Genomic DNA, 16,352 nt, shown 5'->3' on the forward strand with positions numbered 1-16,352 from the left:
GCCGGTGTTCCGTGTCGATGGAGGCGCATTATAGGGAGTTCGCGCGGGCTGACAAGTGTTTATTACGAAAAGATTATCGTTCGCAGTAATTTTCATCAAATCGCGCTATTTCGCTACGATTTGCCTGGTAACTGTGCAAAATCATTGGCAAAAGTGCTTACCTGCTGCCAGTCCGTATACTCCACTTCTTTCGTCGAATCTGTCTCACCACCGGTCATGCGCATAATCAACTGGATCATGACGCGATCGAACCAGCGATAGCGCGGATAATAGAGCGCGCCTGCGAACACGGCACAGCAATCAGGCTGCCACGGCGAGTGTGCCAGGAACTTCTGCGTATAGGCATTGGTTTCAGGAGAGCGCTTCTCAGGTTTGCGCGCCGTCAGGTTCACCGAAAAGAAACCGCTGGTTCGCTGCTGCAACTCATGAAGGTGTTGTTTAACGAACTTATCGACGACCGGCTGAAAATGGCCATAGCGGATAGATGCGCCAATTAACACGCGATCATACTGTGCCCAGTCAGGCAGAGTGGCATCCTGAATGTTCAGTACATCACACTGCTGCTGCTGACGGATCACATCAGCAATAGAAGAGGCAATCTTCTTGGTTTGTCCGTCGCGAGTGGAATAGAGAATCAGCGCTTTCATGTCAGCATCCTTATTAATTATTCACGCCAGAAAGTAGGCGTGAACAGCACCAGCAAGGTGAATACCTCGAGACGCCCGAACAACATGGTGGAAATAAGAATCCATTTCGCCACGTCATTCATTGAAGTGAAGTTATCAGCTACGACCCCTAAGCCAGGGCCGAGGTTATTGAGCGTCGCGGCAACGGCAGCAAAAGCCGAGAAGTCATCAACACCGGTAGCGATGATCGCCAGCATGCTGATCAGGAACACCAGCGCATAAGCCGAGAAGAATCCCCATACAGCTTCAAGGATACGTTCCGGCAGCGCCCGGTTGCCCAGTTTAATGGTGTAGACCGCATTGGGGTGAACCAGACGCTTAAGCTCACGGTTACCCTGCTTGCATAATAGCAGTATGCGAATCACCTTCAGACCACCGCCGGTTGAACCGGCACAGCCGCCGATAAAGGCGGAGCACAACAGCAGTACCGGCAGGAACAATGGCCAGCGTGCGATGCTGTCGGTCGTGAATCCCGCCGTCGTCGCCATGGAGACCACCTGGAAAAAGGCCTGGTTCAGCGTCTGCCAGCCACTTTCATAGACATTATGGAACCAGAGCACCAGGGTACAGATCAACACCAGCGTCAGCTGAACGCCAATAAACATGCGGAACTCAGGGTCGCGCCAGTACACACGCAGATTGCGTCCGCTTAACATGGCAAAGTGCAGGCCGTAGTTACAGCCTGAGATCAGCAGAAACACCGCCACGATGGTATTGATGGTGCCACTGTTAAAATAGCCGATACTGGCATCATGGGTTGAGAAGCCGCCAATGGCGATAGTCGAGAAACTGTGGCCAATGGCATCAAACGCTGGCATTCCCGCCAGCCACAATGCCAGCGCACAGGCTATCGTCAGCAGGACGTAGATCAGCCAGAGTGTTTTAGCCGTCTCGGCGATACGCGGTCGCATTTTATTATCTTTCAGCGGCCCCGGCATTTCAGCGCGATAGAGCTGCATGCCCCCGACGCCCAGAATCGGCAGTATCGCCACGGCTAATACGATGATCCCCATACCGCCCAGCCACTGCAGCATCTGCCGATAGAAGAGAATCGCCTTAGGCAACGAGTCCAGCCCCACCAGCGTGGTGGCACCGGTGGTTGTCAGGCCAGAGAAAGATTCAAAGAACGCATCCGTCACCGAAAGATGCGGCTGTTCGGCAAAGATAAAGGGCATCGCCCCTACGCTGCCCAGCACCGTCCAGAACAGGACCACAATCAGAAACCCTTCCCGCGGTTTGAGTTCGGTTTTCTTTTTGCGATTCGGCCACCAAAGCAGCGAGCCGATCACCAGCGCCATCATAAAGGTCTGGCTAAACGCCCGCCCTGCGCCATCGCGATAAATTAAGGCGACCAGGCCGGGCAAAATCATCGTCACTGAAAAGAGGATCACCAGCAGACCGACTATGCGGGTAATGGCGCGAAAGTGCATTCAGCCGTTCCTTTAAATAAAAGAGATGAACATCATGGTGTGAGCGGGATCAGCGATAACGCGCCCCGACTAAAGTCTGACAGATTTTTTTTGAACCCGTCGATCTGTCCGTAAGGTACAGCCAGCGTCAACGCAATACGATCCTGAAACTGGCTGTCGGTCACCTTACCTTCAAAACGCTGTACCAGCCGTTCAATATCACTGAGCTGTGCATAGTCACATTGCAAAGTGAACAGCTTCATCGGCACTTTGCGCTGCCGTGGCAGCTGCTTAAGCCCCTGCTGGACGCCACCACCATATGCTTTCACTAAGCCGCCGGTTCCCAGCATGATGCCACCGTAGTAACGCACCACCACAGCGGTAATCTCGCCAATATCCGCGCCCATCAGTTGCGCCAGCATCGGTTTCCCTGCCGTACCCGAAGGTTCACCATCATCAGAGAAACCGAGTTGCTGAGAATCATTCGGCGCGCCCGCTACCCAGGCCCAGCAGTGATGCCGGGCAGTGGGATGCTCGCTTTTAACCTGCTGGACAAACGCGCGCGCTGCCTCTGCACCCTCGGTGTGCGCCAGTAGCGTAATGAAGCGACTCTTTTTGATTGTCTCCTCACTGCTGCTTACTGGCACAGCGGGAATATCAAAGGCCTCCATCAGGCCAGATGCAGATCGCGGGTCATGTTCTCAACGCGATGCGCATGGATCACCACGTTATCCTCGATACGAATCCCGCCATAAGGCCGAAGCGCATCAATGACCTGCCAGTTAAAGTGCTGACTGAAACGACCTTCACGCAGCGGCTTCAGTAACGAATCAATAATATAGAAGCCCGGCTCAATGGTTAATACCATGCCCGGTTGCAGCACGCGGGTGCAGCGAAGATAAGGATATTGCGCTGGCGCGGCGAGATGGGTGCCCTGCTCATCCTGCATAAAACCGGCAACGTCATGGACCTGCAGACCCAGCGGATGCCCCAGGCCATGTGGCATAAACGGACCGGTCAGATCTTCAGCCACCAGCGCTTCTTCGCTGATTCCCTGAACCAGCTCAAACTTCAGCAACATCTTCGCAATACGCTGATGCATCTGAAGGTGGTAATCGGTGTAGCGTACGCCCGGTTTCAGCGTGGCTATCAGGGCCAGCTCTTCAGTGTTCATCGCCTCAACCATTCTGGCATAGAGCGAACTGCTCTGCGCCGCATAGCTGCGGGTCAAATCAGCGGCATAGCCAAGATACTCGGCACCCGCATCAATCAAAAAGCTATGGCGTTTCGCCGGTGGCTGATGATCCAGTCGGGTGTAGTGCAGCACCGCAGCGTGCTCATTCAGCGCAATGATATTGCCGTAAGGTACATCGGTGTCGCGATGACCGGTAGCGGTCAGATACGCCTGATTGATATCGAACTCGCTTAAGCCCGCCGAGAACGCCTCTTTCGCCGCGCGATGACCGGCAACCGCCAGCTTCTGCGCCTGGCGCAGACAGGCGAGTTCATAATCAGTTTTGATGCTGCGATGGAAGTGCAGGAAGTCGATGACCGCTTTGGGATTAATATTGCCAGAGGCAATACCGAGCTGAGATGCACGCGCGTTAACCGGGCCGATATAGGCGACGTTATCACGCTGTGCAGGCAGCAACTGCGCTATCTCATCCGCATTTTTCAGGCCGATAACGTCGATATCCCCGGTCCAGAAGCTATCCGGCAACGGTTCAACGTTATGCCAGTAATCCACCGGAGAGTAGAACCACAGTTTCGGTTTGTTCACCCCATCAATCCAGAGCCAGCAGTTGGGCACCTGCGTCACCGGCACCCAGGCCTTGAACTGCGGATTCACCTTAAACGGATAAGTGTGATCATCCAGAAACACCGTCAACAACTCACCGGAATGGATCAACATCGCATCCAGTTTATTGCGTGCCAGCACCTGCTGCGCCCGTTGTTGCAACGTGGCGATGTGCGCGTGATACAAGGTCTTCAGTGAATCCATTGACGTCTCTCCAGTGTCGCGAAATGGCCGCAGTTTAGCATACCCCTTGCGCAGATGCCGAAGTCGGCGCAGCTGTGATCTTGTTAGCAAATAAGCAAAGACCAGTTTGCAAAAAATTAACATCGCTCCCACACTCACGATCATCTGGTATGACCAGATCACCTTTCGCGGTTTCAGGAGACGCACATGCTCTACCAAGGCGCTAACCTTACTCTTCACTGGCTGGACGATGGCATCGCCGAGCTGGTTTTTGACGCTACGGGCTCGGTCAACAAGCTCGATACGCAAACTGTCGCCAGCCTGGGCGAGGCAATAGCTGTGCTGGAGCAGCAGCCAGAACTGCGCGGCCTGCTGCTGAGCTCCGCTAAACCTGCATTTATTGTAGGGGCAGATATCACCGAGTTCCTTTCACTGTTTGATGCACCCACCGAAAAGCTGAGCCAGTGGCTGAGTTACGCCAACAGCATTTTCAATCGTCTGGAAGATTTGCCGGTACCGACTCTGGCCGCCATTGACGGCTATGCACTGGGCGGCGGATGTGAATGCGTACTGGCAACCGATCTGCGTATCGCTACTGCGGACGCCCGTATTGGCCTGCCGGAAACCAAACTCGGCATCATGCCGGGATTTGGCGGCAGCGTGCGATTGCCGCGCCTGCTGGGTGCCGACAGTGCGCTGGAAATTATTGCGGCGGGAAAAGATGTCGATGGCAATGCCGCTCTTAAACTCGGTCTGGTCGATGCGGTGGTGTCTCGCGAGAAACTGCGTGAGGCGGGGATCATCATGCTTAAGGCCGCTGCCACTGATGGCAGCTGGCGCGCACGCCGGGCCCCTAAGCTGGCTCCGCTGAAACTCAGCCCGATTGAAGCGGCCATGAGCTTCACTATCGCGAAAGCCATGGTGCTGCAAACCGCAGGCAAGCATTATCCCGCTCCGCTGATGGCGGTAAAAACCATTGAAGCCGCAGCCAGCCTTGGCCGCGATGACGCGCTGAAACTTGAAACCGCAGCGTTTGTGCCGCTGGCCCAGTCTGATGAAGCACGCGCGCTGGTCGGCATCTTCCTCAACGACCAGTATGTGAAAGGTCTGGCGAAAAAGCGCGGCAGCGAAAGCGGCGCACCCGCTCAGGCAGCGGTACTGGGCGCAGGCATCATGGGTGGCGGCATCAGCTACCAGTCTGCGTGGAAAGGCGTGCCGGTCAGAATGAAAGATATTAATCCACAGGCGTTAACGCTGGGGATGAACGAAGCCAGCAAGCTGCTCAATAAGCTGCTGGAACGCGGCAAAATCGACGGCAACAAACTCGCCAGTGTGATCGCCACTATCCAGCCCACGCTGGATTACGCCGGTTTTGAACAGGCTGATGTGGTGGTTGAAGCGGTGGTAGAGAATCCGCTGATCAAGGCAAAAGTGCTGGCGGAAACCGAACAGCATCTGCGTGAGGATGCGATTCTGGCCTCCAATACCTCGACCATTCCCATCAGCCAGCTGGCGCAGGCGCTGCAGCGTCCTGAAAACTTCTGCGGCATGCACTTCTTCAATCCGGTACCGCGTATGCCGCTGGTAGAGGTGGTTCGTGGCGAGAAAACCAGTGAAGCGACCCTGAGCAAAGTGGTGGCCTGGGCCAGCAAAATGGGCAAAACCCCGATCGTAGTGAATGACTGTCCGGGCTTCTTTGTTAACCGGGTGCTGTTCCCCTACTTCGCCGCTTTCAGCCTGCTGCTGCGCGACGGCGCCGATTTCCGTCAGATTGATAAAGTGATGGAAAAACAGTTTGGCTGGCCGATGGGCCCCTCATGGCTGCTGGATGTGGTCGGCATCGATACCGCGCACCACGCGCAAAGCGTCATGGCTGACGGTTTCCCGGATCGTATGAAGCATGACTATCGTGATGCGATCGATCTGCTGTTTGATGCCGGTCGTTTTGGCCAGAAAAATGGCAAAGGCTTCTGGCGCTGGGAAGAAGATAAAAAGGGCAAGCTGACAAAAGTGGCTGATACCGAAGTGGATACGCTGCTGGAGCAGGTCTGCCAGCCTAAGCGGGTCTTCAGCGACGAAGAGATCCTGAATCGCATGATGCTGCCAATGCTGAATGAAGTAGTGCGCTGCCTGGAAGAGAAGATTATTGCCTCGCCAGCGGAAGCGGATATGGCGCTGGTCTATGGTCTCGGCTTCCCGCCTTTCCGTGGCGGCGCTTTCCGCTATCTCGATACCCTGGGCAACAGCAATGTGGTGGATCAGGCCCGGCGTTATAGCGCGCTCGGTGGCTTATATGCCCTGCCTGCGCTGCTGGTGCAGAAAGCCCATCAGCATGAAAGCTGGTATCCCGCCGCCAAACCGATTGATGAAGCCGCGCTGAAAAGCGCCTGAGGGCAAAAAGATGGAAAATGTGGTGATTATTGATGCGGTGCGCACGCCAATGGGACGTTCAAAAGGCGGCGCCTTTCGTCACGTGCGCGCTGAAGATCTCTCTGCGCACCTGATGCGCGAACTCCTGAGCCGCAACCCGGCGGTGAACCCGACATCACTGGACGATATCGTCTGGGGCTGCGTACAGCAGACGCTGGAGCAGGGATTTAATATCGCGCGTAACGCCGCGCTACTGGCCGAAATCCCGCATTCAGTGCCGGCCACCACCGTCAACCGACTGTGTGGCTCTTCAATGCAGGCGCTGCATGATGCGGCCCGCGCCATTATGGTCGGCGATGCGCAGTGCTGTCTGATCGGTGGCGTGGAGCATATGGGACATGTGCCGATGAATCACGGCGTCGACTTTCATCCCGGTCTGGGCCGTACTGTGGCAAAAGCAGCAGGCATGATGGGCTTAACGGCTGAAATGCTGGCGCGGATGCATCATATCAGCCGTGAGCAGCAGGATGCATTTGCCCTGCGTTCACACCAGCGGGCCTGGCAGGCCACCCAGCGTGGGGACTTTGCAACAGAGATTGTCGCCACCTATGGTCACGACAGCGACGGCATTCTTAAACGCTATGACTTCGATGAGGTGATTCGCGAGGAGACCAGCGCCGAAGGACTGGCGGCACTCAAACCCGCCTTCGATCCGGTTAACGGCACCGTCACGGCGGGTACATCGTCGGCGTTGTCAGATGGCGCGGCCGCCATGCTGGTCATGAGTGAATCACGCGCCCGTGAGCTGGGGCTGACACCGCGTGCGCGCATCCGCAGCATGGCGGTGGTGGGCTGTGATCCTTCGATAATGGGTTATGGACCGGTACCGGCCAGCAAACTGGCATTGAAACGGGCGGGACTGAGCGTCAGTGATATCGATGTGTTTGAGCTGAATGAAGCCTTTGCCGCGCAGACGCTGCCGTGTATCAAGGACTTAGGTTTGCTGGAACGGATGGATGATAAGGTCAATCTGAATGGCGGCGCGATTGCGTTAGGCCATCCGCTGGGCTGCTCCGGCGCACGCATCAGCACAACGTTGCTGAATATTATGGAGCGACGCGATGCCCGTTTTGGCCTCGCCACCATGTGCATCGGACTGGGTCAGGGCATTGCGACCGTATTCGAGCGTCTGTAATACGTTGAGTCTTACTTTGTCAGATTTACCCGCCGTAAACCGGCGGGTTTTTTCTGTCTGCTACAGGCTGCTACAGGGAATCAGATAAAGGCAAACGCATCGCCATACATCTGTGACTCCACCGCGCCACGCTCGGCACAGAAACGATCGCGGGCAATCTTCGCCATCTCAAAACGTCCGGCGATGTAGATCTCATGCTCGCTCAGCGTACTGAAGTCCTGCATTACTGCCGTCAGTACCGTGCCTGAACGGCCCTGCCAGCCCGCTTCAGGTTGCTCGACAACCGGAATCACCTTCAGGTTCGGGTGCTTCACCGCCAGCGCATCCAGCTCTTCCAGATCGTACAAATGCTTGAGCTCACGTCCGCCCCAGTAAATGGCGATATCGCGCTCTGGCTGTTCCGCTAGGGCAGTGAGCAGAATCGAACGGGCATAGGAGAAACCGGTGCCGCCTGCAATCAGGATCAGCGGCTTGCTGCTCTCTTCACGCAGCCAGGCATCGCCGTGCGGCATATCAACCGTAATCTGGCGATCGTTACGGATGCGATCCATGACGGCCATGGCATAGAGGTTCAGATCGGACGCGCCGATATGCAACTCAATGATATCTTTTTCCATCGGCGTTGAGGCCAGTGAGAACGGACGCTTGTCACGCTCGTCCATCACTACCATCAGATACTGTCCCGCGCGAAAACTGAATTCCGCTTCAGGGATCAGGCGAACGCGATAGACCGTGTCGGTAATCGCCTCAACCGAAGTTACTTTACAGCTTAACGTTGTCATGCGTTCCCTCTGTCGGGTCGTCTTTATGGTTGTGCTCGCCATCAACGCTGTGGCGGCTGATCAAAAATACCTAGCTCATCCCAGATAGCATCAATGCGCGCGGTGACCGCAGGATCTTTAACGATAGGTGTACCCCATTCGCGCTGCGTTTCACCTGGCCACTTATTGGTCGCATCCATCCCCATCTTCGATCCCAGCCCGGAAACGGGCGAAGCGAAATCGAGATAATCGATTGGGGTATTTTCCACTAATACCGTATCGCGGGCCGGATCCATACGCGTGGTGATCGCCCAGATCACGTCGTTCCAGTCACGCGCATTAACGTCATCGTCACACACAATAACAAATTTGGTGTACATGAACTGCCGCAGAAACGACCAGACGCCAAACATGACACGTTTGGCATGCCCCGCGTACTGCTTTTTAATCGTCACGACCGCCAGCCGGTATGAACACCCTTCTGGCGGCAGATAGAAGTCCACGATCTCCGGGAACTGCTTCACCAGAATCGGCACCAGCACTTCATTCAGCGCCACCCCCAGCACCGCAGGTTCATCTGGCGGACGGCCGGTATAGGTGGAGTGATAGATAGGCTTATGGCGCTGCGTAATATGCGTAACGGTAAACACCGGGAAGCTATCTACTTCATTGTAGTAGCCGGTGTGGTCGCCGTAAGGTCCTTCCGGCGCCATATCGCCCGCTTCGATATACCCTTCCAGCACGATTTCCGCGCTGGCAGGAACTTCGAGATCGTTCGAGAGGCATTTCACTACTTCGGTTTTATTGCCGCGCAGTAAACCGGCAAACGCATATTCTGACAGCGTATCAGGCACCGGTGTCACCGCACCGAGGATAGTGGCAGGATCGGCACCCAGCGCCACCGAGACCGGAAAACGCTCACCCGGATGCGCTTTCGTCCACTCCAGATAGTCGAGCGCGCCGCCACGGTGCGACAGCCAGCGCATGATCAGACGATTTTTGCCGATCACCTGCTGCCGGTAGATCCCAAGATTCTGCCGCTCTTTGTGCGGGCCGCGCGTTACGGTCAGCCCCCAGGTAATCAGCGGTGCCGCATCGCCCGGCCAGCACTTCATCACCGGAATCCGCGTCAGATCGACTTCATCGCCGCTGAACACCTCTTCCTGACAGGGTGCGTTGCGCAGGCGTTTGGTCGGCATGTTCAGGACCTGCTTAAACTGCGGCATCTTATCGAACAGATCGCGGAAGCCTTTTGGCGGCTCCGGCTCTTTCAGGAAGGCCAGCAGTTTACCCACTTCACGCAGTGCGCTGACCTCTTCCTGGCCCATGCCCATTGCCACACGCTTTGGTGTGCCGAACAGATTGCACAGCACCGGCATGTCGTACCCTTTCGGGTTTTCAAACAGCAGAGCCGGGCCACCGGCACGCAGAGTGCGGTCGGCGATTTCGGTCATTTCCAGTTCAGGATCGATTGACTGGGTAATGCGCTTTAGCTCACCGCGCTGTTCGAGCAGCGCGAGAAAGTCTCTTAAATCGTGATATTTCATGCGGCTTTAGCTTTCCGGCCAGAGTGAATCGGCCATTATAGGTCTGATTAAGCGGTTATGCTGAGGTTTATATGGGAGCGTCATACGCACTGAAAGGGAACCAGCGGTTGTAACGCGCGGGCATCGTGATACCCCTGAATCGGCTCGCCGTGGCGAAACAGTTTAAAATCTTCGTTTCGCACGCTGTGATAGCGCAGCTGATTGTCGTGAACGTGCAGAAAACTGCCTTCACGCAGTGCAATCACCGACTCAGTCGGATTAACTGCACAGAACTCTGCCAGCCGTTCGTCACGGGTTTCGCCCATATGACCGCTGACGCTGGCATCCAGATAATGGGGATTAATCTGCACCGGAAAGAGTCCCAGCGCAGGCAGCACCACGCTGCTGCGCACCGGCATATCGTTCGTGGTACGGATTGAGGGCGTCGCCACGTTGCAGCCTGCGCTCCAGCCGACATAAGGTACCTGCCGCTCCCGCACCGCGCGCTGAATCGCCCCGATCAGACCCTGCTCATGCAGCATCTGATTCAGGAACCAGGTGTTGCCGCCGCTGACTAAAATCAGCTCTGCCTGCGCAATCGCTTCAGCCGGTGAGGCGAATGCCTGAACCCGCTCAACCTGAATGCCCAGAGAGGCACTGAGTTCGGCGGCGCGTTGCTGCTGATCGCCACGAATAATCGCGTAGGGGATCAGTACCGCCGAGCGGATAGCGCGTCGGGCGATCATGGCGTGCAGCTGCGGCTGCGCATAGCCCAGCAGCGGCGCATCATCCGCCAGCTTGCCGTTGCTCAACAGAAAGAGTTCCATCAGAGGATCCTTTTGCAGATGTGATGGACATTGAGTCTGATACAGAGCAATAGCAGACGTCAATTTTCAGTCACCTTTTCTGCTGCCATCGGGCATCTTAAGAAAAGTCTCAGTTTATTTTCTTTGCGGGACGCTTTACCCTGCCCCTGCGCTATAACTCTGGCAACAGGTTTGCTATTCTTAGCGTCCATTCAATGGGAGCAGTTATGGAATCCTGGTACTTACTCTATTGCAAACGTGGACAGCTACTGCGCGCGAAGGAGCATCTGGAGCGGCAGGAAGTGCATTGCCTCAGCCCGATGATCGCTCTGGAAAAGATCGTGCGCGGTAAACGCACCACCGTGAGTGAGCCCCTGTTCCCGAATTATCTGTTTATCGAGTTTGATCCGGAAGCCATTCACACCACGACGATCAGCAGCACCCGTGGCGTCAGCCACTTCGTGCGCTTTGGCACGACGCCCGCGACCGTGCCTTCAGCCGTGATTGAAGCGCTGGAAACAGACGTCCCGCAAATCCTGCTTGACCCTGAAACGCCGCAAAGCGGTGATGAAGTGGTCATCACCGACGGGACGTTTGAAGGGCTGCGCGCCATCTTTGCCGAGCCGGATGGTGAAACGCGCTCAATTCTGTTGCTTAATTTGCTGAACAAGCAGGTAATGCGCAGCGTCGACAACAAGCAGTTTCGCAAGATTTAAGCCAGTCTGAATAACGTCCGCGCATTATGGTCGATGCGGGTCGCCAGTTCCTCAGCACTCTCACCACGCCATGTCGCCACCTGGTGCACAATATGCGGTAAAAAGCAGGGTTCATTACGGCGCGAAGTCGGGCGTGGACGCATGTCGCGCGGCAGCAGATATGGGGCATCCGTTTCCAGCAGCAGGCGATCGGCCGGAATCAGTGGCAGCAGCTCGCGCAACTCCAGACCACGGCGCTCATCGCATACCCAGCCCGTAATCCCTACCGATAATCCCATGCCCAGACAGGCTTCCAGTTCGTCACGCGTGCCGGTAAAGCAGTGGATTACCGCGCCAGGCAGTTTTGGCAGCCAGGGCGCCAGCACTGCGGCGAAACGCGCATGGGCTTCGCGGCAGTGCAGAAAGACCGGCATATTGAGTTCTGCCGCCAGAGCCAGCTGCGCATCAAACGCATACTCCTGCTGCTCATGAGCCGACAGATTGCGATTGAAATCGAGTCCGCATTCACCGATGGCAACAACTTCCGGTTTTTCAGCCAGGCGACGCAGGGTGCTGGCAATTTCCGTTGACCATTCGCTGGCATGATGAGGATGAACGCCCGCGGTAGACCAACAGAAGCCCGCTTGATCTTCAGCCAGTCGCTGAGCCTGCTGGCTCTCCAGCGCGTTAGTGCCGGTAATAAGCATGCCGGTGACGCCCGCATCACGCGCGCGTTTAACCACCTTTTGCCGGTCGGAGGCGAATTGCGTGCTGGTCAGGTTTACACCGATATCAAACATAATTTTTCCCACAGTTTATAAACAAAAACCGCCCATCAGGGCGGTTTGGATTAATCGCTTCCCGCCAGTGCGGGTAAAGCTGTCCGCATCAGGAGTCGGTATTCTCTTCTTCATCCTGTAACCGGCGGCCTTTACCCACATAGTAACGGGAAAAGAATACGCCGACTTCAAACAGGCAGTACATCGGAATAGCGAGCAAAGTTTGGGAAAAAACATCCGGCGGTGTGAGCAACATCCCGACCACGAAGGCGCCCACCAGAATATAGGGACGTTTCTTCTTCAACTCTTCCGGGCTGGTGATACCGGTCCAGCACAGCAACACAATCGCCACCGGCACTTCAAACGCCACGCCAAATGCCATAAACAGCGTCATGACAAAATCGAGGTATTTGGAGATATCCGTTGCTACAGTCACGCCGATCGGCGCTGTCTTGGTGAAAAAACCAAATGCCAGCGGGAAGACCACGAAATAGGCAAAGGCCACGCCGAAGTAGAACAGGAAGGTGCTGGAAAACAGCAGCGGCATAACCAGCCTGCGCTCATGACGGTAAAGCGCCGGGGCGACAAATGCCCAGACCTGATAAAGGATCACCGGCACCGCAAGAAACACCGACACTATAATGGTCAGCTTAATCGGGGTGAAAAACGGTGAGGCCACATCGGTCGCGATCATGCTGGAGCCCACCGGCATCTGGCTGATTAGCGGTGCCGCAACCAGCTGGTAGATGTCGTTGGCGAAATAAACCAGCACCAGGAAAATCGCTAATACGGCGATGATGCAGTTCAGTAGTCGCTTACGCAGCTCAATCAGATGACTGATGAGCGGTTGGGTATCTTCAACGGCCATTATCGTTCATCACTTGCAGAAGAGGGGGTAGCGGACTGACGCGCAGGATCGGCCGGCCTGGCGACGTCGCCAGTGGGTGCCTGTGCCGGTGCGCTGGCCACAGCGGTTGGTGCGGCAGAGGATTGCGCCGCCGGACCTGATGAAACCGCTGAAGAAGCCGGTGCCGGAGCAGTGGCGACGGCTGAAGGTGCGGCAGAGGATTGCACCGCCGGACCTGAGTCTGAAACCTCAGACGGTGTCTGTGCCGGGGCACTGGCCTGGTGTTCTGCTGTAGCCGGTGTCGCCGAAGGCTCAGCCGGAGCAGGCGCGGGCCTGTGCTGAGCCGAATGGATGGTGTTTGCCTCGTCTTCCTCTTTTTCAATGTCGATGCTCTGACTGACCGAGCGTTTCATTGAATCCGCAGTTTTACGCAGCTCTTCCATCGACTCTTTCAGCTCTGGTGAGAGCGTGCCACGGCCCGCTTCTTCCACCTTTTTCAGGCTCTCCTGCAACTCCTGCAGCTTGAGCTCCTGCGCCAGTTCATGTTGTACATTGGCTGCCAGCGAACGAATCGCCCTGATCCAGCCGACCACGGTTTTCACCGCAACCGGTAAACGTTGCGGGCCGAGTACAATCAGCCCGATCACGAACACCAATACCAGTTCACTAAAACCAATATCAAACACGGTTTACACCTGCTTGTCGTTCTTGGCTTCTTCTTTGTTAGCCGAAGTTTGCTGTTTGTCCGCCAGCGTTTTGGCAGCGAAGTCAGCGTCCTGCTCTTTCGGTTGATCCTTTTTGTCGTCCTCGTCACCCATGGCTTTTTTGAAGCCACGAATCGAAGAACCCAAATCTGAACCCAGATTACGTAATTTGTTGGTACCGAACAGAAGTACAACAATCACGGCAATGATTAACAATTGCCAGATACTGATACCGCCCATGAGATAGCCTCTAATATTCTGTGAAAACGATGAGGTAATGCACCACAGAGTGCCCTTTTCAACCGGGCCTGAGCCAGCGACATTACCTTTTTTTAGACGGGCGTGACAATCAGTTTGTCTTACGCCAGCCGATTAACCAGGAGACAATTCCTGCTGCCATCAACACCGCCGGGAAAAAGTCCCAATCCGGTCGGGTGAGCAGCACAGCCGTTCCGCTTAACAGCAACGTTGCACCGACGCCGAACAGGTAACGCGCCTGATGGTGCCGGACGCGCTGCGCATTCATATCGCCCACTAATTTATCGACGCTGTGCCGCAAAAGTTTGTGCTGGCGCATGCTGTCGTAAAACAGCTCCGGCAGCTCAGGGAGCTTCTCAGCCCAGAATGGCGCTTTCTCTTTTACCGCACGGATAATAGCCGGTAATCCCACCTGATCTTTGATCCACTCTTCCAGGAAGGGCTTGGCTGTCTTCCACAGGTCGAGCTGCGGATAGAGCTGACGGCCGATGCCTTCAACATAGAGCAGCGTTTTTTGCAGCAGGACCAGCTGCGGCTGCACTTCCATATTAAAGCGGCGTGCGGTGTTGAACAGGTTCAGCAGCACATGCCCGAAGGAGATTTCAGCCAGCGGTTTTTCAAAAATCGGCTCGCAGACCGTACGAATCGCAAACTCGAAATCTTCTACGTTGGTATCGGGCGGCACCCAGCCTGAGTCAACGTGCAACTCCGCGACCTTACGGTAGTCACGGTTGAAGAAGGCGATAAAGTTTTCAGCCAGATAGCGCTTATCTTCTTTGTTCAGTGAACCCACGATACCGCAATCGATGCCGATATATTGTGGATCTTCCGGATGTTCATAGCTGACAAAAATATTGCCAGGATGCATATCCGCATGGAAGAAGCTGTCGCGGAAGACCTGGGTGAAGAAGACCTGCACGCCACGTTCTGCCAGCAGCTTCATATTAACGCCATGACGCTCCAGCGTGGCAACATCTGAAATCGGAATGCCGTAGATGCGCTCCATCACCATCATGGTTTCGCTGCAGTAGTCGGAATAGACTTCCGGCACATAGAGCATGCGGCTATCTTCAAAATTCCGGCGCAGCTGAATGGCGTTGGCCGCTTCACGTAACAGATTCAGCTCATCAAGCAGGGTTTTCTCATAATCGCGCACCACTTCAACCGGACGCAGACGACGGCCATCCGGCAACAGGCGCGGGACCCAGCGGGCCAGGCGATAGATCAGCTTCATGTCCGCCCGAATCACCGGCAAAATATCGGGGCGAATCACTTTGATCACCACTTTCTTGCCAGTTGATTTCAGCGTAGCGGTGTGCACCTGCGCAATGGATGCCGAAGCCAGTGGCTTGATATCAAAATCATCAAACCAGGTTTCAATCGGCGCGCCCATTGAAGCTTCAATCTGCGCTTTGGCTTTGACGCCATCGAACGGCGCAACACGGTCCTGCAGGATCGCCAGTTGATCGGCAATCAGCGGCGGGAAGAGATCACGACGGGTCGACAGCATCTGGCCAAACTTGATCCAGACCGGACCCAGCTGCTCCATCGCCATGCGCATACGTGCGCCGATCGGTTCATGCTGATGCAGATTAGGGATCCAGAAAACAGAGCGACGCCACAGGCGGAACAGGAAAGTGAGGCGTGTCTGAGGAATCAGTTCATCAAGGCCATAGGTCAGAAACACCTTCATGATCAGATATAAGCGGCGGATCTCTCCAAAACTCATTTTGCCTCCAGCTGCGCCAGACGCGCATCAAGCGCCTCAAGCGAACGTTCCATCGCATCGACCTCCTCAGAAAACCAGGCTAATTCCAGCGAGCCAGGCGCAACACGCCACTCTTCGGTTATGGCCTGTCCGAGATAATCCTGGCGACGCTGCACTTCACCTTTGAAAAAGCGTAATGCCTGTTGTGAGCGCTGGCTGATCCCCTGTGCGGCGATATCGCCGACCCAGGGAGCCAGATATTCTGCCGGATCCAGCTCAGCCAGATCCATCAGCGCAGAGAACTGCTGCACCACCTGCAGGTCACCTTCAACCTGCAGTTCACCGCTGCGGATCAGCGGCGTCAGCTGCTGGCGATCGCGCAGCTTCGGCAGGGTTTTCAGCGAGGTGATCACCGTGCAGTCACTGCGATCCTGCCAGTCAGCCAACACATCGACCTGCTGTTCACTGAAGACCAGCACCAGCGGATGAGAGAACTCATTCAGGCGCAGCGTCAGCACTTTGCCATTCAGGCGTTGCCGCGCCGGTTTCAGGCCACGATCGCGATAGAGAATACGGTTCAGCGCCGTTTCCAGGCCCGCGGTAATCAAGGGCGTCAGGTTCATTACC

General features: G+C 55.8%; 16 protein-coding genes. 3 read left to right on the forward strand and 13 right to left on the reverse strand.

Annotation, left to right across the window (positions count from 1 at the left end; all coding sequences use genetic code 11):
• Positions 1-113: 113 nt before the first annotated feature.
• The 4 genes from hemG to pepQ are packed head-to-tail and all read right to left on the reverse strand — an operon-like array spanning position 114 to position 4,097.
• Entirely contained in the window at positions 114-647 is a 534-nt protein-coding gene (gene hemG / locus OK412_RS16885) for a menaquinone-dependent protoporphyrinogen IX dehydrogenase (RefSeq protein WP_033773286.1), read from the reverse strand.
• A 17-nt stretch (positions 648-664) separates the two neighbouring features.
• Positions 665-2,116 (reverse strand): Trk system potassium transporter TrkH, encoded by a 1,452-nt coding sequence (gene trkH / locus OK412_RS16890; RefSeq protein ID WP_010257200.1) that lies wholly within the window; start codon positions 2,114-2,116, stop codon positions 665-667.
• 32 nt (positions 2,117-2,148) lie between these two features.
• A complete protein-coding gene (locus OK412_RS16895) occupies positions 2,149-2,766 on the reverse strand; it encodes an IMPACT family protein (RefSeq protein WP_010257205.1) in 618 nt (205 codons plus the stop codon).
• Positions 2,766-4,097, reverse strand: a complete 1,332-nt coding sequence (gene pepQ, locus OK412_RS16900; protein WP_182505125.1) for a Xaa-Pro dipeptidase — start codon at positions 4,095-4,097, stop codon at positions 2,766-2,768. Before pepQ ends, OK412_RS16895 begins: the two co-directional genes overlap by 1 nt.
• Positions 4,098-4,283: 186 nt before the next feature.
• On the opposite strand from pepQ, the gene fadB reads away from it, so the two are divergent.
• Positions 4,284-6,467, forward strand: coding sequence for a fatty acid oxidation complex subunit alpha FadB (fadB, locus tag OK412_RS16905; protein ID WP_154210627.1), 2,184 nt, complete (start codon positions 4,284-4,286; stop codon positions 6,465-6,467).
• Between the two features lie 10 nt (positions 6,468-6,477).
• Positions 6,478-7,641, forward strand: coding sequence for an acetyl-CoA C-acyltransferase FadA (fadA, locus tag OK412_RS16910; protein ID WP_010257216.1), 1,164 nt, complete (start codon positions 6,478-6,480; stop codon positions 7,639-7,641).
• 80 nt (positions 7,642-7,721) lie between these two features.
• Here the strand turns inward: fadA and fre are convergent, their stop codons facing one another.
• The 3 genes from fre to pepE form a co-directional block, all read right to left on the reverse strand.
• On the reverse strand, positions 7,722-8,423 hold the full coding sequence (gene fre / locus OK412_RS16915) for an NAD(P)H-flavin reductase (protein WP_010257219.1): 702 nt from the start codon (positions 8,421-8,423) through the stop codon (positions 7,722-7,724).
• A 41-nt stretch (positions 8,424-8,464) separates the two neighbouring features.
• Entirely contained in the window at positions 8,465-9,949 is a 1,485-nt protein-coding gene (gene ubiD / locus OK412_RS16920) for a 4-hydroxy-3-polyprenylbenzoate decarboxylase (protein WP_010257222.1), read from the reverse strand.
• A gap of 80 nt (positions 9,950-10,029) precedes the next feature.
• Positions 10,030-10,755, reverse strand: a complete 726-nt coding sequence (gene pepE, locus OK412_RS16925) for a dipeptidase PepE (RefSeq protein ID WP_010257226.1) — start codon at positions 10,753-10,755, stop codon at positions 10,030-10,032.
• 206 nt (positions 10,756-10,961) lie between these two features.
• On the opposite strand from pepE, the gene rfaH reads away from it, so the two are divergent.
• The gene (rfaH, locus tag OK412_RS16930) at positions 10,962-11,450 is read left to right on the forward strand and encodes a transcription/translation regulatory transformer protein RfaH (RefSeq protein WP_010257230.1); all 489 of its coding nucleotides are present in this window, start codon (positions 10,962-10,964) and stop codon (positions 11,448-11,450) included.
• On the opposite strand, the gene tatD is transcribed toward rfaH, so the two are convergent.
• From tatD to ubiJ, 6 genes are all read right to left on the reverse strand, one after another.
• Positions 11,447-12,229 carry a 3'-5' ssDNA/RNA exonuclease TatD gene (tatD, locus tag OK412_RS16935; protein WP_010257234.1) on the reverse strand — a complete coding sequence of 261 codons (783 nt, stop codon included), beginning with the start codon at positions 12,227-12,229 and terminating at the stop codon, positions 11,447-11,449. The two genes, rfaH and tatD, sit on opposite strands and share 4 nt — an antisense overlap.
• A gap of 88 nt (positions 12,230-12,317) precedes the next feature.
• Complete coding sequence (gene tatC, locus OK412_RS16940; protein WP_010257238.1) at positions 12,318-13,076, reverse strand: Sec-independent protein translocase subunit TatC; 759 nt, start codon at positions 13,074-13,076, stop codon at positions 12,318-12,320.
• Positions 13,076-13,741 (reverse strand): Sec-independent protein translocase protein TatB, encoded by a 666-nt coding sequence (tatB, locus tag OK412_RS16945; RefSeq protein WP_158132087.1) that lies wholly within the window; start codon positions 13,739-13,741, stop codon positions 13,076-13,078. The genes tatC and tatB overlap by 1 nt, the downstream gene beginning before the upstream one ends.
• 3 nt (positions 13,742-13,744) lie before the next feature.
• Positions 13,745-13,999: a Sec-independent protein translocase subunit TatA gene (gene tatA / locus OK412_RS16950; protein ID WP_010257244.1), complete on the reverse strand. Its 255-nt coding sequence runs from the start codon at positions 13,997-13,999 to the stop codon at positions 13,745-13,747.
• Between the two features lie 109 nt (positions 14,000-14,108).
• Positions 14,109-15,746: a ubiquinone biosynthesis regulatory protein kinase UbiB gene (ubiB, locus tag OK412_RS16955; RefSeq protein WP_010257248.1), complete on the reverse strand. Its 1,638-nt coding sequence runs from the start codon at positions 15,744-15,746 to the stop codon at positions 14,109-14,111.
• Complete coding sequence (gene ubiJ, locus OK412_RS16960; protein WP_010257253.1) at positions 15,743-16,348, reverse strand: ubiquinone biosynthesis protein UbiJ; 606 nt, start codon at positions 16,346-16,348, stop codon at positions 15,743-15,745. Before ubiJ ends, ubiB begins: the two co-directional genes overlap by 4 nt.
• Between the last annotated feature and the right edge of the window lie 4 nt (positions 16,349-16,352).

This window comes from Pantoea sp. JV6 (genome assembly GCF_025910055.1).
Classification (GTDB): domain Bacteria; phylum Pseudomonadota; class Gammaproteobacteria; order Enterobacterales; family Enterobacteriaceae; genus Pantoea; species Pantoea agglomerans.